The 24117-nt window shown below is 73.5% G+C and carries 22 protein-coding genes and 1 pseudogene; 13 read left to right on the top strand and 10 right to left on the bottom strand.

The genetic code is table 11. The annotated features are described in order from the left end of the window. A pseudogene (locus ACFXOZ_RS30670) lies at window positions 1-156 on the top strand (IS5/IS1182 family transposase); the annotation flags it as partial. Between the two features lie 19 nt (window positions 157-175). On the opposite strand, the gene ACFXOZ_RS30665 reads toward ACFXOZ_RS30670, so the two are convergent. From ACFXOZ_RS30665 to ACFXOZ_RS30640, 6 genes are all read right to left on the bottom strand, one after another. Then, window positions 176-496, bottom strand: a complete 321-nt coding sequence (locus ACFXOZ_RS30665) for a DMT family transporter (RefSeq protein WP_375894509.1) — start codon at window positions 494-496, stop codon at window positions 176-178. A gap of 7 nt (window positions 497-503) precedes the next feature. Beyond that, window positions 504-1211 carry an HAD family hydrolase gene (locus ACFXOZ_RS30660; RefSeq protein WP_380525192.1) on the bottom strand — a complete coding sequence of 236 codons (708 nt, stop codon included), beginning with the start codon at window positions 1209-1211 and terminating at the stop codon, window positions 504-506. A 64-nt stretch (window positions 1212-1275) separates the two neighbouring features. Next, on the bottom strand, window positions 1276-2361 hold the full coding sequence (locus ACFXOZ_RS30655; RefSeq protein WP_375894514.1) for an ABC transporter ATP-binding protein: 1086 nt from the start codon (window positions 2359-2361) through the stop codon (window positions 1276-1278). Window positions 2362-2392: 31 nt separating this feature from the next. Further along, window positions 2393-3202, bottom strand: a complete 810-nt coding sequence (locus ACFXOZ_RS30650) for an ABC transporter permease (RefSeq protein ID WP_375894617.1) — start codon at window positions 3200-3202, stop codon at window positions 2393-2395. Continuing rightward, a complete protein-coding gene (locus tag ACFXOZ_RS30645) occupies window positions 3202-4191 on the bottom strand; it encodes an ABC transporter permease (protein WP_380525191.1) in 990 nt (329 codons plus the stop codon). The genes ACFXOZ_RS30650 and ACFXOZ_RS30645 overlap by 1 nt, the downstream gene beginning before the upstream one ends. A gap of 8 nt (window positions 4192-4199) precedes the next feature. Beyond that, window positions 4200-5369 carry an ABC transporter substrate-binding protein gene (locus ACFXOZ_RS30640; protein WP_375894520.1) on the bottom strand — a complete coding sequence of 390 codons (1170 nt, stop codon included), beginning with the start codon at window positions 5367-5369 and terminating at the stop codon, window positions 4200-4202. A gap of 399 nt (window positions 5370-5768) precedes the next feature. On the opposite strand from ACFXOZ_RS30640, the gene ACFXOZ_RS30635 reads away from it, so the two are divergent. Then, window positions 5769-6548 carry a GntR family transcriptional regulator gene (locus ACFXOZ_RS30635; protein WP_375894522.1) on the top strand — a complete coding sequence of 260 codons (780 nt, stop codon included), beginning with the start codon at window positions 5769-5771 and terminating at the stop codon, window positions 6546-6548. A gap of 69 nt (window positions 6549-6617) precedes the next feature. Here ACFXOZ_RS30635 and ACFXOZ_RS30630 read toward each other — a convergent pair whose 3' ends face one another. Further along, on the bottom strand, window positions 6618-8207 hold the full coding sequence (locus ACFXOZ_RS30630; protein ID WP_380593399.1) for a TauD/TfdA family dioxygenase: 1590 nt from the start codon (window positions 8205-8207) through the stop codon (window positions 6618-6620). Between the two features lie 299 nt (window positions 8208-8506). Between ACFXOZ_RS30630 and ACFXOZ_RS30625 the strand changes: the two genes are divergently transcribed. After that, window positions 8507-10147: an APC family permease gene (locus ACFXOZ_RS30625; RefSeq protein ID WP_380525189.1), complete on the top strand. Its 1641-nt coding sequence runs from the start codon at window positions 8507-8509 to the stop codon at window positions 10145-10147. 52 nt (window positions 10148-10199) lie between these two features. Here ACFXOZ_RS30625 and ACFXOZ_RS30620 read toward each other — a convergent pair whose 3' ends face one another. Beyond that, complete coding sequence (locus tag ACFXOZ_RS30620; protein WP_380525188.1) at window positions 10200-11279, bottom strand: pyridoxal-phosphate-dependent aminotransferase family protein; 1080 nt, start codon at window positions 11277-11279, stop codon at window positions 10200-10202. A 175-nt stretch (window positions 11280-11454) separates the two neighbouring features. On the opposite strand from ACFXOZ_RS30620, the gene ACFXOZ_RS30615 reads away from it, so the two are divergent. The 8 genes from ACFXOZ_RS30615 to ACFXOZ_RS30580 all read left to right on the top strand — a co-directional run bounded on the left by ACFXOZ_RS30615 (window position 11455) and on the right by ACFXOZ_RS30580 (window position 19032). Further along, window positions 11455-12546, top strand: coding sequence for an amidohydrolase family protein (locus ACFXOZ_RS30615; RefSeq protein ID WP_380525187.1), 1092 nt, complete (start codon window positions 11455-11457; stop codon window positions 12544-12546). Between the two features lie 113 nt (window positions 12547-12659). Continuing rightward, window positions 12660-13337 carry a uracil-DNA glycosylase gene (locus tag ACFXOZ_RS30610; protein ID WP_380525186.1) on the top strand — a complete coding sequence of 226 codons (678 nt, stop codon included), beginning with the start codon at window positions 12660-12662 and terminating at the stop codon, window positions 13335-13337. A gap of 215 nt (window positions 13338-13552) precedes the next feature. Next, a complete protein-coding gene (locus ACFXOZ_RS30605) occupies window positions 13553-14518 on the top strand; it encodes an SCO1860 family LAETG-anchored protein (RefSeq protein WP_380593398.1) in 966 nt (321 codons plus the stop codon). A 162-nt stretch (window positions 14519-14680) separates the two neighbouring features. Continuing rightward, complete coding sequence (gene glnII / locus ACFXOZ_RS30600; RefSeq protein WP_375894540.1) at window positions 14681-15703, top strand: glutamine synthetase GlnII; 1023 nt, start codon at window positions 14681-14683, stop codon at window positions 15701-15703. 266 nt (window positions 15704-15969) lie between these two features. Continuing rightward, entirely contained in the window at window positions 15970-17076 is a 1107-nt protein-coding gene (locus ACFXOZ_RS30595) for an LLM class flavin-dependent oxidoreductase (RefSeq protein WP_380593397.1), read from the top strand. Window positions 17077-17117: 41 nt separating this feature from the next. Beyond that, complete coding sequence (locus ACFXOZ_RS30590) at window positions 17118-17654, top strand: hypothetical protein (protein ID WP_375894546.1); 537 nt, start codon at window positions 17118-17120, stop codon at window positions 17652-17654. Next, a complete protein-coding gene (locus ACFXOZ_RS30585) occupies window positions 17651-18199 on the top strand; it encodes a hypothetical protein (RefSeq protein ID WP_380593396.1) in 549 nt (182 codons plus the stop codon). The genes ACFXOZ_RS30590 and ACFXOZ_RS30585 overlap by 4 nt, the downstream gene beginning before the upstream one ends. After that, window positions 18193-19032, top strand: a complete 840-nt coding sequence (locus ACFXOZ_RS30580) for an MOSC domain-containing protein (protein WP_380593395.1) — start codon at window positions 18193-18195, stop codon at window positions 19030-19032. The genes ACFXOZ_RS30585 and ACFXOZ_RS30580 overlap by 7 nt, the downstream gene beginning before the upstream one ends. Here ACFXOZ_RS30580 and cobC read toward each other — a convergent pair. Beyond that, complete coding sequence (cobC, locus tag ACFXOZ_RS30575; protein WP_380593394.1) at window positions 18998-20140, bottom strand: Rv2231c family pyridoxal phosphate-dependent protein CobC; 1143 nt, start codon at window positions 20138-20140, stop codon at window positions 18998-19000. The two genes, ACFXOZ_RS30580 and cobC, sit on opposite strands and share 35 nt — an antisense overlap. Beyond that, window positions 20137-21543 carry a cobalamin biosynthesis protein gene (locus ACFXOZ_RS30570; protein WP_380593393.1) on the bottom strand — a complete coding sequence of 469 codons (1407 nt, stop codon included), beginning with the start codon at window positions 21541-21543 and terminating at the stop codon, window positions 20137-20139. The genes cobC and ACFXOZ_RS30570 overlap by 4 nt, the downstream gene beginning before the upstream one ends. Window positions 21544-21817: 274 nt before the next feature. On the opposite strand from ACFXOZ_RS30570, the gene ACFXOZ_RS30565 reads away from it, so the two are divergent. Then, on the top strand, window positions 21818-22753 hold the full coding sequence (locus tag ACFXOZ_RS30565; protein ID WP_380593392.1) for an alkaline phosphatase family protein: 936 nt from the start codon (window positions 21818-21820) through the stop codon (window positions 22751-22753). A gap of 5 nt (window positions 22754-22758) precedes the next feature. Next, window positions 22759-24090: an MFS transporter gene (locus ACFXOZ_RS30560; protein ID WP_380525178.1), complete on the top strand. Its 1332-nt coding sequence runs from the start codon at window positions 22759-22761 to the stop codon at window positions 24088-24090. Window positions 24091-24117: the final 27 nt, after the last annotated feature.

Genomic DNA, 24117 nt, shown 5'->3' with positions numbered 1-24117 from the left:
TTCGACAAGGAGACCTACAAGCGCCGCAACGAGGTCGAGCGCACGATCAACCGGCTCAAGACCTTCCGGGCCGTCGCAACCCGCTACGACAAGCGAGCCTACGTCTTCCATGGCACGGTCACCGTCGCAGCGATCCGCCTCTGGCTCCGACCATGATCCGCCGGACAGAACCTAGTCAGTGGCCGCCCTTGAGGTTGAGGACGACGACTCCGACGATGATCAGGGCGATGCCGAGGATCTGCACCTTGCCCAGTGATTCGCCGAAGGCGACCACGCCGATTCCGGCGACCGCGGCCGTTCCGGCGCCCGACCAGACGGCGTAGGCGACGGAGACCGGGATGTGCTTGAGGGCGCGGCCGAGGAGGTAGAAGGACAGCGCGTAGCCGACCCCGACGCCGAGGCTGGGCCAGAGGCGTGTGAAGCCCTCGGTGAGTTTGAGGCAGCTGGTGGCGCAGACCTCGCTCAGGATGGCGAGGGCGAGCAGGACGTAGGGCATGTCGCTGTCAAACGGCCGGGGCGGTGGAGAGCTTCCCCAGCAGGGCCAGGTCGGCGCGCTCCAGGCTGTCCAGCAGGGTGATCCGCCGGCCGTCGGGCATCGGGACGGCGCTGGAGGGGACGGCGAGCACCGCGCAGCCGGCCGCGGCGGCGGAGGTGACCCCGGTGGGGGTGTCCTCGACGGCGACGCAGGTGGCCGGGTCGAGGCCGAGCCGCTCGGCGGCGGCCAGGTACGGGTCCGGCGCGGGCTTGGTGCGGGGGGTGTCCTCGGCGGCCATGGTGACGGCGAACCAGTCGCGGCCGATGGAGGACAGGACGAGGTCCACCACCAGGCGCGGGGAGGCGGAGACCAGCGCGGTGGGCACCTGTGCGTCGCGCAGGGCCGCCAGCAGGGCGAGCGCGCCGGGGCGGGGCACCGTCTCGGCGGCGACCTTGGCGGCGAAGGACTCGCCGAGCACCGTGGCGAGCTCGGCCTCGGGACGGCTGGTGCCGCTGACCCTGTGCAGGTGGGCGGCGGTGTGCTCGACGGCCTGGCCGAGCACCTCGGGGGCGTCCTGGTCGGTGAGCGGGTGGTCCAGCTCCTCGGCGAGTTCGGCGGCGGCCTTCCACCACAGCTGCTCGGTGTCGACCAGGGTGCCGTCCATGTCGAAGAGGACGGCGGCGGGGAGGGGGACGGGGGCGGAGGGAGTGGGAACGGGCGGGACGGTTTCAGGCATGGCGGTACCTTCGGTGGTTCTTCTGAGGGTGCAGAGGCGGTAACGAGGATCCCAGACGGGCCGCTCAGGCGGTGCGGCGGTCCACCAGTACCGGGCGCTCCGGCAGGGTGAGCTCGGCGCGCGCGCCGGCCGGGAGGGCGGCGGCGGCCTCGGTGGGCAGGTCGGCCTTGACCTCGGTGCCGTCGTCGAGGCGGACGGTGAGCCGGGTGACGGCGCCCAGGAAGGACGCGGTGACCACCTGGGCCGGGCCGGTCGCGGACGGGGTGAGGACGACGTTCTCCGGGCGGACCAGCACCTGGAGTTCGCCGTCGGCGGGCGCCGTGCCGTCGACCGCGTGCCGGCGGCCGAGCACCTCGACGCCGTCCGGGGTGCGGGTGCACGGGATGCGGCTCATGGTGCCGACGAACTCGGCGACGAAGGGGGTGGCCGGCCGGCCGTACAGCTCGGACGGGGTGGCGCACTGCTCCAGCTTCCCGGCCCGCAGCACGGCGACCCGGTCGGCCATGGACAGCGCCTCCTCCTGGTCGTGGGTGACGAACAGGGTGGTGATGCCCAGCTCCTGCTGGAGGCGGCGGATCTCCTCGCGCAGCTGGAGGCGGACCTTGGCGTCCAGCGCGGACAGCGGCTCGTCCAGCAGCAGCACGCGCGGCTGGAGGGCGAGCGCGCGGGCGAGCGCGATGCGCTGCTGCTGGCCGCCGGACATCTGGTGCGGGTAGTGCTCGGCGCGGTGCGGCAGGCCGACCAGTTCCAGCAGCTCCTGGGCGCGCTTGCGGCGCTCGGCCTTGCCGGTGCCGCGCATCCGCAGCCCGAAGGCGACGTTGTCCAGCGCGGTCAGGTGCGGGAAGAGGCTGTACGACTGGAACACCATGCCCGCGTCGCGCTTGTGGGCGGGGATCGAGGTGATGTCCTGTCCGTCGACCAGCACCTCGCCGGAGTCGTGCTGCTCGAAGCCGGCCAGGATGCGCAGCGCGGTGGTCTTGCCGCAGCCGGACGGGCCGAGCAGGGCGAGCAGTTCACCGGGCCGGACGGTCAGGTCCAGACCGTCGAGGGCGGTGGTGGCGCCGAACGCGCGGCGCAGCGAGCGGAACTCGACGGTGGCGCCGCCGGCGGCGGTCGCGGCCCGGGAGGCGGTGGCGGTGGCCGTGGTCATGGCTGGTAACTCCTGGAGAACGGGGGGTGGTTCAGGACCGGGCGGCCTTGCGGCCGCGGCCGACGGCGGACATCAGCAGCAGGACGAGCCAGACGATCAGCAGGCTGAGCATCGACACCGCGACGGACATCTGGCCGTCGCTCTTGCCGTTGGAGTTGATCCACACCGAGAAGGGGCCGAAGCCGAGGATGGAGGCGGTGGTGAACTCGCCGAGCACCAGGGCGACGGTGAGCACGGCGCCGTTCAGCAGCGCGCTGCGCAGGTTCGGCAGGACGACGGTGAACACCGCGCGCAGCCAGCCGGCGCCGCAGTTGCGGGCGGCCTCGACCAGGGTGACCACGTCCACGCCGCGCAGTCCGGCGTCGATGGCCCGGTAGGCGAACGGCAGGGCCATCAGCACGTAGGCGATGACCAGGACGATCGGGAAGTCCGGGTTCTGGATGGCCACCATGGTCTGGAAGAACGGGGTGTCCTGGAGGTAGTCCGGGCCCCAGCGCAGCACGCCGATGATGCCGGTGGTGAGGGCCACCACCGGGACGACCAGCGGCATCGAGCACATGACCTCGATGACCGGGCGCAGCTTCGGCGCGCCGAGCCGGGCGGCGAGCACCGCGGGGACGAGCAGGAGCAGCAGCACCGCCACGGTGACGACGGCCAGTTCGAGGCTGAGCACCAGGCTGTCGGTGAAGCCGGGGGCGTTCAGCAGCTCGGTGTAGGCGCGGAAGGTGGTGCCGTTCTTGTGGTCGTCGACGCTGAAGACCACCGACGAGACCAGCGGCACCGCGAAGTAGATCCCGCAGAGCAGCAGGACCAGGCCGCGGCCGAAACGGATGCGATTGATCAGGCGAGCCACTTGGCACTCCGGCGCTGAAGGGGCAGGTACACGGCCATCACCAGGCAGGCGACCACGATCATGTCGAGGCCGAGGGCGAGGGCGAGGTTGCCCTGGCCGACCAGGACGTTGCCGGACAGCGCGTCGCCGATCTGCATCGAGATCAGCGGCACCGAACTGCCCACCATGGCCTCGGCGGTGGCGTACGCGGCGAAGGAGGCGCCGAACAGCAGCACGAAGCCGCCGAGCAGCGAGGGCAGCAGGACGGGCAGCGCCACGTGCCGCCAGTACTGCAGGCCGGTGGCGCCGTTGTTGTACGCGGCCTCGCGCCACTGGACCTTGAGGCCCTCCAGGGCCGGGGTGATGGTGATGACCATCAGCGGCACCAGGAAGTACAGGTAGACCACGGACAGGCCGGAGAAGGTGTAGAGGTTCCAGCCGTGCGCGGTCAGGCCGAGCTTCCTGGTGACCTCGCCGGAGTTGCCGAGGGTGGCGACGAACATGAAGGCCAGCGGGACGCCGCCGAAGTTGGCGAGCACGCCGGAGGCGGACATCACGGCCTCGCGGAAGGCGCGGAACCGGGAGGTCGCCACGGCCTGGGCCAGCGGCAGGCCGACCACGGTGGCGATCAGCGCGGTCAGCAGGGAGAGCTTCACGCTGCCCCACAGGGCCGTCCAGTAGGCGCCCTGGAGCGAGCCGGTGAGGTTGTCGAGGGTGAAGGCGCCGCCGCCGTCGGGGGCGTCCGAGGAGGTGGTGAAGGCGCCGATGACGATCGCGACGGCGGGCAGGCCGAAGCCGATCGCGAAGAAGAGGATCAGGGGGAGGGCGGCGAGCCAGGCGCGGCTGCCGCGGGCCCGGCGCGCGGCCGGGCGGGGGGCCTCGGTGTGCACCGTGGTGGCGGTGACCGGGGCCGGGGCGGGGGAGACGGGGCCGGGGGCGCCCCCGCCGCTCTGGGCGGCGGAGGCGCTGGCCGGCACCGGGGTGGGAGCCGTAGTCATCAGTCAGATCAGCCCGAGATCGCCTTGGCCCAGTTCTCCGTCACGACCTTCTTGGCCGCGGTGGTCTGGTCGTCGGTCGGGAAGGTGGTGAAGGGCTTCTCGATGGCCGGGAGCTTGGCGGCGGCGGCCGCGTCCAGGGTGCCCGCGGCCTTCATGGCGTCGAACAGGGCCGGGGTGGCGTAGCCGCCCAGGTAGCCGTTCTGGCCCTCCGCGCTGTAGAGGTACTCCTCCCACAGGCGGGCGGCGGCCGGGTGCGGCGCGTCCTTGTTGATGGCCTGGTTGTAGAAGCCGGCGTAGATGCCGTCGGACGGGATGCTGACCTGCCAGTCGATGCCCTTGTCCTTGAACTTGTCGGTGTAGCCGGCGTTCAGGTAGGACCAGTCGACGCTGATCGGGGTCTCGCCCTTCTCGATGGTCGCCGGGGTGACCTCGACCGGGTTGAAGTTCCCGGCCTGCTTGAGCTTGCCGAAGAAGTCGATGCCGGGCTGGATGTTGTCCAGCGAACCGCCGTTGGCCAGGGCGGCGGCCATGACGGCGCTGTACGCGGCGTTCGCCTTGGTCGGGTTGCCGTTGAGCGCGACCATGCCCTTGTACTCGGGCTTGAGCAGGTCGGCGAAGGTCTTCGGGCAGGCCGACACCTTCTTGGCGTCGCAGGCGATCGAGACGTAGCCGCCGTAGTCGTTGTAACTCAGACCGTTGGCGTCCTTCATGGAGGCCGGGATCTTGTCGAAGTCGGCGACCTTGTAGGGGGCGAACAGGCCCTGCTTGCCGCCGGAGGTGGCGAACGCGGCGCCCAGGTCGACCACGTCGGGGGCGCGGTCCTGGCCCTTACGGGACGTGATCGCGTTGATCTCGTCCTGGCTGGAGCCGTCCGGGTTCTCGTCCTCGATGTCGATGCCGTACTTCGCCTTGAAGCCGTCCATCAGCTTGCCGTAGTTCGCCCAGTCGCGCGGCAGCGTGATGACGTGCAGCTTGCCTTCCTTCTTGGCGGCGGCGACCAGGGCGTCCATGCCGCCGAAGTCGGCGGCCGAGGTGGCGGTCTTGGCGCTCTTGCCGCCCGCGGCGTCGCTGCCGGACTTCGCGGTGGAGGAGCCGGCGGAACCGCAGGCGGTGAGGGACAGCGCGGCGGCGGTCAGGACGGCCGCGAAGGCGGCGGAGCGGGCACGGTGCACGGACACGGGTCAGTCTCCTGATCGGGTGTACTGCGAAGGGGGTGCTGCACGGGAGTGGTGTCCGATCTGATCGGGGGATCGATCGTGCGAGTGGCCGGGGCGCGGATCCGTCGGTGGCCCGTCGGGAGATCCGTCGGGGTTCCTTGCCGCGTTCGTCCGGTATCCGTTCGGAACCGTCCGAGTTGACTAGCCAACTTCGCTGACGGAGGTAAGTAACCCGAAGTTCGGTGACGGGAAGGTGAACGGACGGCCCAGAACCGGGGTCGGCTGCGGGAACGGTGGAATCCGGCCATCGGTGCGTGATCCGTTCGGTGCGATGCTCGAACGGCGCAGCGGGATAAGGTCGGGCTGTCCGTGCCGGTACGGCTGCGCTGGACACCGCCCCTGGAGGGTCAATTGAGTGACGTGGCAGTAGAGCCCGGGCGCCCAGTCGAGCGCACGGCCGGAGCCCTGTACCGCAAGGTGGCCGCAGATCTGCGCGAGGCCATCACCACCGGCGCGTACGGCGAGGCCGGCCGGCTGCCCGCCGAGGGCGCGCTGGCCGAGCAGTACGGGGTCTCCCGCGGCACCGTCCGCCAGGCGCTCGCCGTGCTGCGCTCCGACGGGCTGGTCACCTCCCGCCGCGGCACCCGACGGGTGGTGCTCGGCGGCGCCCGGGTGCAGAGCTTCTCGGAACTGCTCAGCTTCACGCACTGGGCGTACTCGATGGGCGAGGAGCCCGGCGGCATCCTGGACTCCCTGGTGCGCCGCCCGGCCGACGCGGCCGAGCGCGAGCAACTGCGGCTGGAGCCCGGCGCCGAGGTGTACGTCACGGTCCGGCTGCGGACGCTGTCCGGCACCCCGGTGATGGTCGAGCGGACGATCTACCCGCCGCGGGTCGGCGAGATCGTCGCCGAGCTGCCGCCGGACGTCGTCTCGCACACCGAGGTGCTGCGCGAGCACGGCATCCTGTTCACCGACGCCGACCACACCATCGACATCGTCGCGGCCAACGCCGAGGACGCCCGACTGCTCGGCTGCCGCCGGGGCGGCCCGCTGCTGCGCGAGCGACGGCGCACCACCGACCCGACCGGCACACCGGTGGAGTGGTCCCAGGACCGCTACCTGCCCGGCACGGTGGCGTTCAGCGTGCACAACTCGCTGGCCACGTCGGCGCTTTCGCGGCACGCCCGGGAGCTGGACTGAGCTCCCGGGCGTCGTTCGGGGTTCCTGCGCGTCCTACGTGTCCTGCGCGTCCTGCGCGTCCTGCGCGTCCTAGCGCATGAGCGAGGCGAGCAGCGGGCGGTAGTGCTCGAAGTCCGGCGTCCGCAGGCCCGGCTCCTTCGCCTGCTCGTCCCACCGGCGCACGGCCACCGCGTGGACGGCGCCCGGGAGTTCGGCGAAGGCGGCGGCCTCCTCGGCGTCCATCGGGCCGCCCTGGACGGTGAGGGTGTACTCGGAGGCCTCGGAGAGCCGGGCGCGGTAGCCGGGCTCGACCGCGCACAGGTAGCGCTTGGCGGCCACGTGCAGCCGGACCGGCTCGGTGACCTCCGGGCCGAACCAGGCGGCCAACCGGTCGGCGCCGGTGTGGCTGTGCCGGTTGTCCTGACCTTCCATCAGATCCCGTCCGTGCAGCGGGCCGTGGCCGTGCTCATCAAAGAAGTGTCCGACGTCGTGCAGCAGGGCCGCGGCGACCAGGTGGCCGGGGGCCCCGGCGGCCTCGGCGGCGGCCGCGGCCTGGAGCATGTGCTCGGCCATGGTGACGGCCTCGCCCAGGTACTCCCCGGCGCCCTCGCCCGCGAACAGCCCGGCCAGTTCGTCCAGGGCGGCGGTGCGGCGGTGCAGCACGGCGAGGGTGCTGTGCAGGGAGTCCAGGTCCGCGTAGCAGCCCTGGAGGTGCCGGTGGCCGTCCTGCTGGAAGGCCGTACGGGCGTGCAGCAGGCGGGTGTTGTCGAAGACCAGGCAGTCGCCCGGGCCGAGCCGGAAGGTCAGCTGGAGCTCGGGGCGCAGGGTGATCGCGGCGAACCGGCGGTAGGCGGCGTAGAAGGCTTCCCGGTCGTCGCCGCGGAGCGTGCCGATCGAGCGGTTGTTGAACCGGACCTCGCGGATCCGGCCCAGCGGGTCCACGTCGATCAGCGGGCGGTCGGCGCGCAGTTCGGTGCGGCGGTCGCGGAAGACGAAGGGGACGGGGGTGCGGGTGAGCGTCGCGAAGTCCTCGGGGGCCTCGTCCCGGAGGATCGCGGCTGCCTGGAAGCCGTCCACCAGGCCGGAGTCGCCGCCGGTCGCCGAGTTCTCCAGGCAGTGCAGCAGCTGGAGGGTCGGCACCGGGTCGCGGTACGGGTTGTCGGTGTGCGGGGCGATCGTCCTGTTCGTGAACGCGAGGTTGTTGGGGTCCGGCTCGACCCGGACGTCGAACAGCTCGCCGTAGTTGGTGACCCGCACGTAGCCGAAGCTCTCGGCCACCCGCAGCACCTGCCGCTCCACGGTGGGCACCCCGCGCAGCACCGCGAAGCCGCTGCGCCGGACGGCGGCGAGGGCGGCGGCCTGCTCGGCGGGGTCGGTGAGGTAGGCCTCCCAGTCGGCCTCGGGGATGCCGTGGGCGAAGTCGGCGGCCGTCCAGAGCCGCTTGTCCTGCTCGGTGCGACCGTCGCCGCCCGCCGGCTCGGCCAGCCAGGCGAGCGGGTAGCGGGAGCGGTGGCCGTCGGACCAGAGCACCTCCAGGTGGCCGTCGGTCTCCGTGCTCGCGGCGATCGCGAGGTCCGGCGGGAGGTCGTCGATCTGGAACAGCTTCTGGCCGTTGCGCGGGTCCCGGCAGTCGGCGCAGGGGCAGTTGTCGCGCAGCCAGTACGGCGGCAGCTCGGTCACGGTCTCCTCCTCGGCGGTAAGTTGTCTAGCCAACTTCGGCTCTGGGCGGAGCCTGCCGGTCCCCGGTGAGTTCCGCGTGCCGGTCGGATGAACGCCCGGGGAACTGTGTCGGGGGGAGTGACCGAAAACCGTTGGGGCGGGGCCGGGCCGGGCGGATGGTGCCGCGCCGACCGGCGGCCAGGTGCCGTCCGCTCCGGCCGTTCGGGTGAGGGGGCGTGGGGCGCGGCGCGTTTCTCGGTGGGTGCGGATGCCGCTGCGGCACTGTCGGGGGGATTCCCCGAGGTGAGAGGCGTGGCGCCATGGCCCATTCCAAGACGACGGCATCGCCCCCCACGGGGCACGGCGGGCTGAAGCGCGAGGTCGGCGTCGCCGGGCTGCTCTTCGCCTCGGTCGGCGCGATCATCGGCTCCGGCTGGCTGTTCGGGGCGCAGAAGGCGGCGGTGGCGGCCGGGCCCGCCGCGCTGCTGTCCTGGGGCATCGGCGCGGTGGCGATCGTCCTGCTGGCGCTGATCCATGCCGAGCTGGGCGGACTGTTCCCGGTCGCCGGCGGCACGGCCCGCTACCCCCACTACGCCTTCGGCGGCTTCGCCGGGATGTCCTTCGGCTGGTTCACCTGGCTCCAGGCCGCGACCATCGCGCCGATCGAGGTCCAGGCGATGATCAACTACGCCCGGCACTGGACCTGGGCGGACGGCTTCCTCAACAAGGACCTGACGCTGACCGGGACGGGCTTCCTGGTCGCGGCCGTGCTGATGGGCGTGTTCGTCGCGATCAACTTCCTCGGCGTCCGGCTCCTCGCCCACACCAACAGCGTGGCCACCGTGTGGAAGGTCGCGATCCCGATCCTGGCGATCTTCGCGCTCGGCATCCAGGACTTCCACGGCTCCAACTTCACCGTGCACGGCTTCGCCCCGGACGGCGCCAAGGGCGTGCTCGCCGCGATCAGCACCAGCGGCGTGATCTTCGCGTTGCTCGGCTTCGAGCAGGCCATCCAGTGGGCGGGGGAGAGCCGCAACCCCCGCCGGGACATCCCCCGGGCCGTCCTCGGGTCGGTGGTGATCGGCACGATCATCTACGTGCTGCTCCAGGTGGTGTTCATCGGCGCCCTGCCGCCGGAGACCTTCGCCGGGGGCTGGGCCAAGCTCGACTACCCGGGGATCAGCGGCCCGTTCGCGGGCCTCGCCACGCTGATCGGCCTCGGCTGGCTGGCGACGATCCTGTTCATCGACGCGGTGATCTCGCCCGCGGGCACCGGGCTGGTCTACATCACCTCCAGCTCCCGGGTCACCTACGGCCTCAGCCGCAACGGCTACGCGCCGCAGGCCCTGCAGTACACCGACCGCAACTCGGTGCCCTGGCTCGGGCTGCTGATCGCCTGGGTCGCCGGGGTGGTCTGCTTCCTGCCGTTCCCGAGCTGGCAGAAGCTGGTCGGCTTCATCACCTCGGCGGTGGTGCTGATGTACGCGGGCGCGCCGCTGGCCTTCGGGGTGCTGCGCAAGCGGCTGCCCGGGATGGAGCGCTCGTACCACCTGCCGGCCGGCACGGTCATCTCGCCGATCGCCTTCGCGGTGGCGAGCCTGGTCATCTACTGGTCCGGCTGGGACACCCTGTGGCGCCTCGGGCTGGCGATCCTGATCGGGTACGCGCTGCTCGGCGGGTACTCGGCGTACGCCGCCTCGAAGGGGGTGCCGAACGCGCCGCGGATGGACTTCAAGGCCGGGCAGTGGCTGCCGGTCTACCTGGTCGGGATGGGGATCGTCTCCTGGCAGGGCACCTTCGGCGTGGGCGCCCAGGGGAACCTGCCGCTGTGGTGGGACATCGGGGTCGTGGTGGTGTTCTCGCTGCTCATCTACTACTGGGCGCTGTCCGTCGCGCTGCCGGCGGAGGAGATCGAGCGGAACATCCGGGGCGTCGAGGTGGTGGACGCGGGCGGGCACTGAGCGCAGCCGGGAGAACGGCCCCCGAAGTGATTCGGGGGCCGTTCGGCGTTTCCTAGGCGGCGGCCTTCCACGCCGCCCCGGCCGCCTCCAGCGCCGCGTCGGCGTCGCCCCCGGTGGCCGTGGCGAGGGCGGTCAGGCAGGCCCGGACGGTGTCCAGCGAGGCCGCCGTGCCGTAGTGGTTGACGCGGAGCATGGAGGCCGCCAGCGCCCCGCCGCCGGGCTGGACGGGCAGCGCCGGGTCGAGGGCGGCGGCGAGCTCGGCGGCGTGCACCCCGGCCGGGGTGCGCAGGGTGGTGGCGACCGGAGCCGCGGCGGCGTCCTGGTGGACGTAGGGGCTGAGCGTGCCGAGGGCGCGGGCGCCGGCCCGGGTGGCGGCCGAGGCGGCGCGGTGCCGGGCGATCACGGTGGGCAGGCCGTCGGCGGCGATCCGGTCCAGGCAGGCGCCGAGCGCGAGCATCTCCAACTGGGCCGGGGCGTGCGGCAGTACGGTGCGGCCGGCGTCCGTCCAGCGCTCCTTCCAGTCCAACAGGGACAGGTAGGAGCGGCGCGGGGCGGCCGGGTTGGCGGCGATCCGCTCCCAGGCGCGCTCGGAGACGGAGACGGCGGAGACCCCGGCCGGGCCGCCCATCGCCTTCTGGCCGCCGATCACGCACAGGTCGATGCCCCACTCGTCGGTGAGCAGCGGCTCGGCGGCGACCGAGGCGACCGCGTCGAGCATCAGCAGGGCGCCGTGCGCACGGACCACGGAGGCGATCCCGGCGACCGGGTTGGTGTTGCCGGTGGCGGCCTCGGCGTGCACCAGGGAGACGAAGTCGATCTCCGGGTGGCTCTCCAGCGCCTCGCCGACCTGCTCGGGGCTCACCGCGCTGTCGAAGGGCACCGCGAGGTCGACCACCGTCGTCCCGCAGGAGCGCAACCAGTTGCCGAAGGTCTGGCCGTACGGGCCGGTGACGATGTTGAGCGCGGTGGAGCCGGGGTGCGCGGCGCCGCGGATCGCGGCCTCCAGCGGCAGCAGGGCCTCGCCCTGGGTGACGATGACGTCGGCCCCGGTGTGCAGCAGCGCGGCGACCTGGTCCTCGATCGCCGCGAACCCGGCGGCGCTGAGCGGGGGGAGGTCGAGGAAGGAACTCACGCGCCCGCCTCGCTTCGCTCGGCGAGGGCGTTCGCCCACGCGCTCCTCTTGACGGTTCGCTCGCTGCGCTCTCTCACGGCTTCATGGCCTTTCACGGGGCGGGTGGTGGGTGCGGCAACGAGTCTGCCGCATGCGTGCCGGTGGCAGGGAACGCGCCCGTCGGTAGAGTGCGGCCATGACTGAAGGTGCGGTGCTGCACGTCCGGGGCCGGGTGCTGGTCGGTCCGGAGGAGGTCCGGGACGAACTCTGGGTGGTGGACGGCCGGGTGAGCTTCACCCGACCGCCGACCGCCGGGGACGTCCGGACGGTGACGGGCTGGGTGCTGCCCGGCCTGGTGGACGCGCACTGCCACGTCGGCCTGGACGCGCACGGCGCCGTGGACGCCGAGACCAGCGAGAAGCAGGCGCTCACCGACCGTGACGCGGGCACCCTGCTGATCCGCGACGCCGGCTCGGCCGCCGACACCCGCTGGATCGACGGGCGCGAGGACCTGCCCCGGATCATCCGGGCCGGCCGGCACATCGCCCGCACCCGCCGCTACATCCGCAACTACGCCCACGAGATCGAGCCCGGGGACCTCGCCGCCTACGTGCGGGCCGAGGCCCGGCGGGGCGACGGCTGGGTGAAGCTGGTCGGCGACTGGATCGACCGCGAGCGCGGCGACCTCGCCGCCTGCTGGCCGGGCGACGCGCTGGCCGAGGCGATCGCGGCGGCGCACGAGGAGGGCGCGCGGGTCACCGCGCACTGCTTCGCGGCGGAGTCGCTGCCGGACCTGCTGGCGGCCGGGATCGACTGCGTCGAGCACGCCACCGGGCTGACCGAGGAGCTGATCCCGGCCTTCGCCGAGCGCGGGGTGGCCATCGTGCCGACCCTGGTCAACATCGCCACCTTCCCGCAGCTGGCGGCGGGCGGGGAGGCCAAGTTCCCGGCCTGGTCGGCGCACATGCGGCGGCTGCACGAGCGCCGCTACGACACCGTGGGCGCCGCGCACGACGCGGGCATCCCGGTGTTCGTCGGCACCGACGCGGGCGGTTCGCTCGCCCACGGGCTGGTCGCGGACGAGGTGGCGGAGCTGGTGAAGGCGGGGCTGAGCCCGGCCGAGGCGCTGTCGGCGGCGAGCTGGGGCGCACGGGAGTGGCTCGGGCGGCCGGGGCTGGAGGAGGGCGCTCCGGCGGACTTCGTGGTCTACGAGGAGGACCCGCGGGCGGACGTCCGGGTGCTCGCGGACCCGCGCACGGTGGTGCTGCGGGGGCGGCCGGTGGGGTGACCGGGCGCGGCGGTCGGCGAGGCGGTGGGCGGCCCGGTGGCTGCTCCCGGTGATCGTTCGCGGTGACCCTCCGTGGTGACGCCCTGTCGGTATCGGCCGATAGGGTGACGACCATGGCACCGCGTCCACTGAATGAGATCGTCGAGCCCGGCTGGGCCACCGCACTTGAACCCGTCGCCGGGCAGATCGCCGCGATGGGCGACTTCCTCCGCGCCGAGATCGCGGCGGGCCGCACCTACCTGCCGTCCGGACCGAACGTGCTGCGGGCGTTCCAGCAGCCGATCGCCGACGTCCGGGTACTGATCGTCGGGCAGGACCCGTACCCGACGCCCGGCCACGCCGTCGGCCTGAGCTTCTCGGTGGCACCGGACGTCCGGCCGATCCCGCCGAGCCTGATCAACATCTTCCGGGAGTACGGCACCGACCTCGGCCTGCCGCAGCCGTCCAACGGCGACCTCACGCCCTGGACGCAGCAGGGCGTCCTGCTGCTGAACCGGGCGCTGACCACCCAGCCGCGCAACCCCCGGGCCCACAAGGGCAAGGGCTGGGAGGCGGTCACCGAGCAGGCGATCCGGGCGCTGGTGGCGCGCGGCGGTCCGATGGTGGCGATCCTGTGGGGCAGCGACGCCCGCAACCTGCGGCCGCTGCTGGGCACCATCCCGACGGTGGAGTCGGTGCACCCGAGCCCGATGTCGGCCGACCGCGGCTTCTTCGGCTCGCGGCCGTTCAGCCGGGCCAACGAGCTGCTGGTGCGGCAGGGGGCGCAGCCGGTGGACTGGCGGCTGCCGTAAGGGAGTTGCTCCCGTAGCAGATCCCGGTCAGTGCCGGACGTCAATCTCACCCCAACGAGTGAAATGACGTTCCGTGAGGCTCATGTGACGGATCGTTTGAGAAGACTGGCGGCTCATCGTTTCACCTGTGTGGGGGTCTCGCCATGTCTTCCCGGTCCTTCCGGTCTTCCCAGCTGTCCCGGCCGTCTCGCCGAATCGTTTCCGCATCCGCCGCCGTGGCGGTGAGCACGCTGCTCACCGCCGGGCCCGTCCAGGCCGCGCCGGCCACGACCGGGTCGACCGCCTCCGCGCCGGCCACGACCGCTCCCTCGTCGGGCAAGGCCCGTGCCGTCACCGCCGAGGTCGCCCTGGACGTCAGCTTCCTGAACAAGGCGGTCGACGTCCCGGTGGACATCGCGCTCAACAAGGTGGAGACGCCCGAGCAGAGGGACGGCTCGGTGCTGACCGCCAAGGTCGCGGGCGTCGACCAGAACGGCCCGGTCGAGCTGGTCAAGGCGGACATCGGCACGTCCGTCACCCGGGTCGACGCCAAGGGCGCCACCGCCTCCGTCAAGCTGGTCAACGCCGACGTGCACGCCCCCGGCCTGCCCGCCACCGCGCTGCTCGGCCTGGAGGCGATGAGCGCCGAGGCCACCTGCCCGGTCGACGGGCAGCCGACCGCGAACGTGGTCGCCCCCGCCAAGCTGACCGTGCTGGGCAAGCCCGTCACCGTCGGGCTGTACGGCCCGACCAAGGTGGACGTGCCGCTGGTCGGCAGCGTGTCGGTGGAGTTCTCCAGGAAGAGCACCACCACGACCACCGCCGCCGCCTCGGCCCTGGAGGTGCAGGTGGAGGTGAACCCGCTCAACCTGAACGTCGCCAAGGTCACCGGGAAGATCACCGTCGCCTCGGTCAGCTGCGAGAAGCCGTCCGGCCCCGCCGCCACCGGCACTCCGAGCACGCCGGGCACCCCGAGCGCCGTGCCGACGTCCGCGCCCGCCGCCCAGCCGGTCGCGGACGCCGGCACCTCGCGCGCCGCCGTGCCGCAGGCGGCGGTGGAGAAGCCCGAGCGGCTCGCCAGCACCGGCGGCAGCAGCGCCACCGGCCCGCTGGCCGCCGGGGCCGCCGCCCTGGTCGCGGGCGGTGCGGCCGCGCTGTGGGCCACCCGGCGCCGCCGGGCCGCGCACGCCCGTCGCGGCTGAGCACCCGCAGCGGTGCGGGGTGCCACGCCCGGCACTCCCGCACCGTGACCGTGCCGATGCGGACGGTTGGTTCACATGCGCGTTACACGAGAGGAACAACCGGGAAACGGCGGCTTGCGACGCTACGCGGGCATCCACCACCCAGCAATCGAGGGACACGCCGTGGCAATCAAGGCCGAGTACATCTGGATCGACGGCACCAAGCCGACCGCGAAGCTCCGTTCCAAGACTCGCGTCCTGCCCAACGCCGACAAGATCCCGACCTGGGGCTTCGACGGTTCCTCGACCAACCAGGCCGAGGGCCACGCCTCGGACCGCGTGCTGGACCCGGTGAAGGTCACCAAGGACCCGATCCGCGGTGGCGACAACATCCTCGTCCTGTGCGAGGTCCTGGAGACGGACGGCACCCCGCACGAGTCCAACACCCGCGCCCTGCTGCGCGAGGTCGAGGAGAAGTACACCGTGCAGGAGTCGATCTTCGGCATCGAGCAGGAGTACACCTTCTTCAAGGGCTCCCGCCCGCTGGGCTTCCCCGAGGGCGGCTTCCCGGCCCCGCAGGGCGGCTACTACTGCGGCGTCGGCGCCGAGGAGGTCTTCGGCCGCGAGATCGTCGAGCTGCACCTGGACCGCTGCATGGACGCCGGCCTGGCGATCTGCGGCATCAACGCCGAGGTCATGCCCGGCCAGTGGGAGTTCCAGATCGGCCCGGTCGACGCCCTGACCGTCTCGGACGACCTGTGGATCGCCCGCTACCTGCTCTACCGCACCGCCGAGGAGTTCGGCATCGACGCCACCCTGGACGCCAAGCCGGCCCGGGGCGACTGGAACGGCGCGGGCGCCCACACCAACTTCTCCACCAAGGCGATGCGCGAGGGCTACGACGCCATCATCACCGCCTGCGAGTCGCTCGGCGCCTCCCAGGAGATCGTGATGGACCACGTCACCCAGTACGGCGCCGACATCGAGTCCCGCCTGACCGGCAAGCACGAGACCGCCCCGTGGAACGTCTACAGCTACGGCGTCTCCAACCGCGGCGCGTCCGTCCGCATCCCGTGGCAGGTCGAGGTGGAGCAGAAGGGCTACATCGAGGACCGTCGCCCGAACGCCAACGTCGACCCGTACGTCGTCACCCGCCTGCTGATCAACACCTGCTGCGCGGCCCTGGAGAAGGCCGGCCAGGTCTGATCCCCGCCCCTGGCGTGCACCGTCCGTAGGCCCTTCCCCGCCCGGGGGAGGGCCTACGGGCTCTGCCCTGCCCGGTGTTCGCCGGGTCGGGCATAATCGAGCGCATGACCGCTCCCCGTCCCCGCCTCCTCGTGCGCCGACTGCACGTGGACCTGGCGCGGGTGTGGGCGGCCGGCTGTCGTCGTTGTCGGTGAGTTCTCAGCAGCAGGACCCAAGCAGGACCGACCGACCCCAGACCGCACCGGCCGCAGGAGTGTGTCCGTTCCATGGCTCTCACCTTCCACTGGTTCCTCCCCACCAACGGCGACAGCCGGCAGATCGTCGGCGGCGGGCACGGCTCGACGCCCGGGACGGCCGGCTCCGACCGGCCGCCGAGCATCGGCTACCTGGGCCAGATCGCCCGCAGCGCCGAGCAGTTGGGCTTCGAGGGGGCGCTCACGCCGACCGGTGCCTGGTGCGAGGACGCCTGGCTGACCACCGCGATGCTGACCCAGGTGACCGAGCGGTTGAAGTACCTGGTGGCGTTCCGGCCCGGGCAGCTCAGCCCCACGCTGGCGGCGCAGATGGCCGCGACCTACCAGCGGCAGTCCGGCGGGCGGCTGCTGCTCAACGTGGTGACCGGCGGCGAGTCCGCCGAACAGCGGGCCTACGGGGACTTCCTGGACAAGGACGCCCGCTACGCCCGCACCGGGGAGTTCCTGGACATCACCCGGCGGCTCTGGGCGGGGGAGACCGTCGACCACGACGGCCCCCATCTGCGGGTCGAGCGGGCGCGCCTGACCCGGCTGCCCGACCCGGTGCCGCCGGTGTACTTCGGCGGCTCCTCCCCGGCGGCCGGCGAGGTCGCGGCCCGCTCCGCCGACGTCTACCTGACCTGGGGCGAACCGCCCGCCCAGGTGCGGGAGAAGATCGGGTGGATCCGTGAGCTGGCCGCCGCCCGGGGCAGGACGGTGCGGTTCGGGATCCGCCTGCACGTGATCACCCGGGACAGCTCCGCGCAGGCCTGGGCGGAGACCGAACGGCTGCTCGCCGGCATGGACCCGGGGCGGGTCCGGGAGACCCAACGGGCCCTCGCCGAGAGCGAGTCGGAGGGGCAGCGGCGGATGCTCGCGCTGCACGGCGGCTCGGCGCAGCGGCTGGAGGTGCACCCGGGGCTGTGGGCCGGCATCGGGCTGCTCCGCGGCGGGGCGGGCACCGCGCTGGTGGGCAGCCACCGGGAGGTCGCCGACCTGGTCGCCGAGTACCACGAGCTGGGGATCGACGAGTTCGTGCTGTCGGGCATGCCGCACCTGGAGGAGGCCTACTGGTTCGGCGAGGGGGTCCTGCCGCTGCTGGCCGCCCGCGGCCTGTGGCGCCGACCGCAGGCGGGGTAAACCACTGGTCAATCCCGGTCGCCCGCCGGAGAATTCACGGCATGACTCGACAGCCGCTGCTCCTCCTCGACGTGGACGGACCCCTCAACCCCTACGCCGCGCCGAGGCTGCGGCGGCCGGACGGCTACCGGACGCACGAGCTGATGCCCACCTGGTGGGCCGATCGGCAGACCAGGCGCTCCGCCGACGGCGAGGCGAAGCCGTTGCGGGTGTGGCTGAACCCGGCGCACGGGCCGGAACTGCTGGCGCTGCCGTACGAGTTGGTGTGGGCGACGACCTGGATGGACGAGGCGAACGCCCTGATCGGCCCGCGCCTCGGGCTGCCCGAACTCCCCTACGTCCGCTGGACGGAGCTGTTCGGCGAGGACCCGGACGGGCTGCACTGGAAGACGAAGGACGTGGTGGCCTGGGCCGCCGGGCGGCCGTTCGTCTGGGTCGACGACGAACTCGGGCCGCAGGACGCCGAGTGGATCGCGGCGCACCACCCGGGCCCGGCGCTCACCCTGCACGTCAACCCCCGGGTCGGCATGCTCGCCGGCGACTTCGCGACCCTGCGGGACTGGGCGGCCGCCGCATGACCGGGTCGCCGTTGCTCCTGATCGACGTGGACGGGCCGCTCAACCCCTACGCCGCACCGGACTCCCGCTGCCCCGAGGGCTACGGCACCCACCGGCTGCTGCCCGAGTCCTGGGTCGCCCGGCACGCTCCGCAGCCGCGGGAGCAGGTCGAGCCGCTGCGGGTGTGGCTGAATCCGGCGCACGGGCCGGAACTGCTCTCGCTGCCGTACGAGTTGGTCTGGGCGACCACCTGGATGGACGAGGCGAACACCTTCATCGGCCCGCGCCTCGGGCTGCCCGAGCTCCCGTACGTCCGCTGGACCGACCTGTTCGGCGAGGGCGGGGAGGACCCGGACGGGCTGCACTGGAAGACCAGGGACCTGGTGGCCTGGGCCGCCGGGCGGCCGTTCGTCTGGCTGGACGACGAACTCGGGCCGCAGGACATCGAGTGGATCGCGGCGCACCACCCGGCCGAGGCGCTGCCGCTCTGGGTCGACCCCCGGGCGGGGCTGCGGGACCTGCACTTCGCGGCCCTGCGGGAGTGGGCGGAGGACGCGGAGTGCTGAGCGGCGGATCCGCGGGCGAGCTGGTCGGCCGGGTCGAGCGGCTGCAGCGCTACCCGGTCAAGTCGCTGCTGGGGGAGGACCTCCCGGCGGCCGAGGTGTCCACGAGGGGCCTGGCCGGGGACCGGGCGCGCGCCCTGCTCGACCTGGAGACCGGGCGGGTGGCCAGCGCCAAGAACCCCCACCGCTGGGCCGGGCTGCTCGACTACTCGGCGACGGCCACGGCGGACGGCCGGGTGGCGGTGACCGGCCCGGACGGGCGCGCCGCGGGCGAGGCGGAGCTGTCCGAGGCCTTCGGCCGCAAGCTCGCCCTGATCGCCGAGCGCCCGCCCGGCGCGGAGGTCGAGCGGGCCGTCCCGGAGGAGGTGCTGGCGCGCGGGATCGAGGCGGAAGTGCCGGTGACCGTCAACGAGTTGGGGCGGGCCGCACCGGACGGCGGGTTCTTCGACTTCGCCCCGCTGCACCTGATCACCAGCTCCACACTGCTCGCCTTCGGCGTCGAGGCGGAGCGCTACCGGCCGAACCTGGTGCTCCGCACCGAGGGCGAGGGATTCGTCGAGAACGCCTGGGTGGGGCGGGAGTTGACCGTCGGGGAGAGCCTACGGCTGCGCATCGTGGCACCCACCCCGCGCTGCGCCGTCCCCACCCTGCGGCACGGCCCGCTGCCGCGCCGGACGGAGGCGCTGCGGGGCCCGGCCGCACGCAACCGGCTGGTCCCGCTGGCGGGCATGCCGGCGCTGCCCTGCGCGGGGGTGTACGCCCAGGTGCTGGCGCCGGGGGCGATCCGCACCGGCGACCCGGTCAGGCTGGACGCAGCGCCGCCTCCAGGGCGCTGAGGAAGCGGTCGGTGGTCTCCTCGTCCCGGACGGCGATCCGCAGCCAGTCCTCGCCCAGGCCGGGGAAGGTGTCCCCGCGCCGGACGGCGAAGCCGAGCTCGCGCAGCCGCGCCCGGACCGCCGCCGCGCCCGGCAGCCGGACCAGGACGAAGGAGGCGGCCGGCTCGCCGTGCAGTCGTACGGTCGGGAAGGCGGCCAGGCCCTTCACCAAGTAGTCGCGCCACAGGGTGAGTTCGGCGGCCGCCCGGTCCGCCTCGGCGAGCGCCGCCGGGCCGCTGCACACCTCGGCGGCGGCCAGTGCCGGGGTGGAGACCGGCCAGAGCGGCTGGGCGGCGCCGAGGGCGGCGATCAGCGGCGCCGGTCCGAGCGCGTAGCCGATCCGCAGTCCGGCCAGGCCCCAGGTCTTGGTGAGGCTGCGCAGGACGACGACCCGGCCGGGGAGGTCCCGGGCGGCGGCGAGGGACTCGCGCTCCCCGGGCACGGTGTCCATGAACGCCTCGTCCACCACCAGGGTGCGCCCGGGGCGGGCGAGCGCGGCGACAGCTTCGGCGGGGTGCAGGACGGAGGTCGGGTTGGTCGGGTTGCCGAGGACGACCAGGTCCGCCTGCTCGGGGACGGCGCCCAGTCGGAACCCGTCCCCGGGGGAGAGCAGCACCCGGTGCACCCGGTGCCCGGCGTCCCGCAGTGCGGCCTCCGGCTCGGTGAACTGTGGGTGCACCATGACGATGTGACGTGCCGTCAGAACTCGGGCGAGCAGCACGAAGGCCTCGGCGGCCCCCGAGGTGAGCAGCACCTCCTCGACCGGGCGCCCGTGCCGGGCGGCCACCGCCGCGCGGGCGGCGCCTTGGTCGGGGTAGGCGGCGAGGGTGCCGAGGGTGGCGGCCAGGTGCTCGCGCAGCCAAGCGGGCGGCGTGCCGGTGCGGACGTTGACGGCGAGGTCGACCAGGCCGCTCCCGTCGGCGCGCACCTCGGCGTCGCCGTGGTGGCGCAGGTCGGGTTCGGCGGCGGCCGGGTCCGTGGTGGCCGGGTCGGTGGCGGTGGCGGTGGCGGTGGCGGTGGTGGTGGCGGTGGCGGTGGCGGTGGTGGCGGTCGGGTCGGTGGCGGTCATGCGGGGACCCCGTCCGTGTCGGCGGGCAGGCCGGGCGCGCCGGGCAGGCCGGGCACCCGTAGGAGCTCGTACGCCCCGGCGGGCACGGTGAGCCCGGCGCCGTCGCCCAGGGCGACCAGCGCGACGGCGTGCCCGTGCGCGGCGAGGGTGGCGGCCGCCCCGGCCGGGTCGACCGCCCGGCCGGCCCGGTCGGTCGCCACCCCGGCCCGGTCCAGTACCGCGCCCCGGGCGTTCCGCACCGTCCCGGGCTCCGGCAGTACGACCTGTCGCGTCCCCGGCCGGAGCAGCGCGGCCACCGCCTCGACGTCCGCCGGCCGGCCCACCACCACCGAGGCGCGGCGCAGCTCGGCCAGCGCGCGCGGCACCAGCAGGTCGTGGGCGCCCGGCCCGAGGCCGATCAGCGCCAGCCGGCCGCGCACCGCCGCCCGGGCGATCGCGATCGTGGCCGTGGCCGACTTCCGCTTGGGGACGACGAGTTCGCCGCCGTCGGCGCCGGCCAGGGCCGCCGCCTCGGCGACGCTCGCGGTGCCGACGGCCGTGCCGACCGCCGCGGACGGGTTCGGCACGGTGAGCCGGGCCAGGGCCTCGGCCGGGTGCTCGTCGACCGGCACGTTCAGGCAGCGCGCGGCCCATCGCACCGCCGGGTGGTCGGCCTTGCCGGTCACGGTGGCGATCCGGGCGATCGCCGAGCGCAGGTAGCCGGTCTCCTTGAGCACGTCCGTCAGCAGGCGCATGGCGTCGGCCGATCCGGTGCCGCTGCCCGCGCCGATGCCGACGACCAGGGTGCGCGGGACGACGAGGAGGTCCTCGCCGTCCGGGTCCTCGCGGTCGGTGACCCGCAGGACGGGGGCGTCCTCGGGCGCGTCCGGCCGTACGTTCGGGGGCAGTGCGGGCAGCGGGTACGCCACCTCGGTGACCAGCCGTACCGGCCGGCCGTCCGCCGCCGCCTCCGCGGCCTCGCCGGCACCGGCCCGGCGGTACCGGACGGCGTGCGGGGTCAGCACGTCGAGGGGGTTCCCGGCGTCGGCCGGGCTCCCGGGGTCGGGCTGCGGGCCGGTGAACACCGGGGTGACGCCGAGGGCGCCGGCCACCTCCTCGGCCAGCTCCACTGCGGAGTCGGAGTGGGTCAGCGGGATCACCCAGCGCCGGCCAGGGTCCACGCAGAGCACCTCGGCGCCGCGCGGGACGTCGACGCGGGGGTCGGTCAGCAGTCCGACGACGGCGGCGAGCGATCCGACGGCGATCACCTGGCGGTGGCGGTCGAGGGCGAACTGCATCGCCTCCGGCCCCTGGAAGCAGTTGCCGCGCGAGGCCCGGTAGGCGTGGCTGCTCTCCGGCCAGAGCTCCTGCAGCTCGTCGGTCAGCGGGCGGCCCGGCCCGTAGATGGCGACCAGTCCGATCACGTACCGCACTCCTTGCCGTCCCCGGCCCGGTGCTCGCGGGCCCCCGTGATCCCACCACGGGCGGTGGAGGGGGGTCAATCGCGGCGGGTGTGACCTGCGCCGTGGTTCCCGGCAGCTGCCCTGCACGGTGTGGTCCGGCGTCCGGTTGCTCCGTACCGGGACCGCCTCGCAGCTGTTCGTCTGTTCTTCACTTCTCTTGTGCGGTACACGACACGCCGCGATCCTACTGTTCTCGGCGCTCCCGCCCCGGAAGCCCCGACCCCCGGAGGACCCCATGGCCTTCGCACGACCCCGCACCCCCGGCACCCCCACGGCCGGCCCGCGCCCCGCCCGTCGCCGCAGGCTCCGCCCGATCACCGCCCTCGCCACCGGCCTCGGCCTGGTCGCCGGCTCGCTCGGCCTGTGGGCCGCGAGCGGCGACGCGGCCGCCGACACCGCCGCCGCCCTGCCCTCGCCCGACCACATCGTGGTTGTGATGATGGAGAACCACGCCTACTCGCAGGTGATCGGCAGCTCCAACGCGCCGTACTTCAACAACACCCTGGCGGCCGGCGGCGCGACGCTGACCCAGTCCTACGCGCTCACCCACCCCAGCCAGCCCAACTACTACATGCTGTTCTCCGGCAGCGCCCAGGGCGTCACGGACGACAGCTGCGTGGACGTCGGCGCGATGCAGCAGCCCAACCTCGCCTCCGAGCTGCTCGCCGCCAACCAGACCTGGGCCAGCTACAACGAGGGCCTGCCCTCGGTCGGCGCCACCGACTGCCGGGTCGACAACTACGCCCAGAAGCACAACCCGTGGTTCGGCTTCGGCAACGTGCCCACCTCCACCGCCTACGGCATGGACGCCTTCCCGACCGACTTCACCACCCTGCCGAAGGTCTCCTTCGTCACCCCGGACCTCTGCGACGACATGCACGACTGTTCGGTCGGCACCGGCGACACCTGGCTGCAGAACAACCTCGACGCCTACGCCCAGTGGGCCAAGAGCAACAACAGCCTGCTGGTGGTGACCTTCGACGAGGACAACAAGCTGTCGGGCAACCGCATCCCGACCCTCGTCTACGGCGCCCACGTCGCCCCCGGCAGCTCCACCTCCACCCGGTACAACCACTACGACGTGCTGCACACCCTGGAGGACCTGGCCGGCGTCAACGCCCACGCCGGCAACTCCGCCGGGGCCTCCGACATCACCGGCATCTGGAACTGACGCCCGTGTACGTCGCGGACTCCCGCAGCTCGAAGGCCCCCGTCGCACCGGCCACCGGCCAGGTGCGGCGGGGCGCCGCCCTGCGCTCGGTGCCGGGGGCGGTCCTCGCCCTCGGCGCGGTCAGCATGGTCACCGACGTCTCCTCGGAGATGGTCAACGCCGTGCTGCCGCTCTACCTGCTCACCGGACTCGGCCTCTCCCCGCTCGGCTTCGGCCTGCTCGACGGCATCCAGAACGGGTTCAGCGCCCTGGTCCGTTTGGTCGGCGGCCACCTCGCCGACCGCCGCGGCCGCGACGGGGCCGCCCGGCACAAGGCCGTCGCGGCCGTCGGCTACGGGCTCTCCGCGGTGTGCCGGCCCCTGCTGTTGTTCGTCCACACCGTGCCGCTGATCGGCGCCGTCATCGCCGTCGACCGCACCGGCAAGGGCTTGCGCACCGCCCCCCGGGACGCGATGATCTCGCTGGCCACCGAACCCGCCCACCGCGGCCGGGCGTTCGGCGTGCACCGGGCGATGGACACCGCGGGCGCCCTGCTCGGCCCGCTCACCGCCTTCCTGGTGCTGCGGCTGGCCGGCAGCCCGCTGCTCGCCGACGGCGGCGAACGGCACGGCTACGACGCGGTGTTCACGGTCAGCGCCTGCGTCGCGGCGCTCGGCGTGCTGATCCTGCTGCTGTTCGTGCCGAACCGGCAGACCGGCGAGGCGCCGTCGACCGCCACCCCCTCGCTGCGCAGTAGCCTCACCCTGCTGCGCCTGCCCGGACTGCGCCGGCTCACCCTGTGCGCCGTCCTGCTCGGGCTCACCACGGTCAGCGACTCCTTCCTCTACCTGCTGATCCAGCGCCGGCTCGGCCTGTCCGTCACGCTGTTCCCGCTGCTGCCGCTGGGCACCGCGGCCGCCTTCCTGCTGCTCGCCGTCCCGTTCGGCGCGCTCGCCGACCGGATCGGGCGCCGCCGCCTCTTCCTGCTCGGCCACGGGGTCCTGCTGCTCGGGTACGGGCTGCTGCTCTCGCCGCTGCGCGGACTGCCCGCCGTGCTCTGCGTGCTGCTGCTGCACGGCTCCTTCTACGCGGCCACCGACGGCGTGCTCGCCGCCGCCGCGGCCGACGCCGTCCCCGCCGAACAGCGCGGCGCCGGGCTCGCCCTGGTCGGCACCGGGCAGGCGCTGGCCCGGTTCGCCTGCTCGCTGCTGTTCGGCGCGCTGTGGAGCGCGGTGGGCGGGTCGACCGCCCTCGCCTGGTCCGCGGGCGCCCTGGCGCTGTGCGTGGCCGGCGCGGCGGTGGTGCTGCGCCGTTCGGAACCCGTCGTCGTGGAGCAGAGCGTGGAGGAGAGTCCGTGACCCCGCAGAACGTGACCCCGCAGAACG

Origin of the sequence: Kitasatospora sp. NPDC059160 (assembly GCF_042755465.1) — a bacterium.
Classification (GTDB): Bacteria; Actinomycetota; Actinomycetes; order Streptomycetales; family Streptomycetaceae; genus Kitasatospora.
Note: the sequence above shows the minus strand (reverse complement) of the source record. Positions and strands in the feature narration are given on the sequence as shown.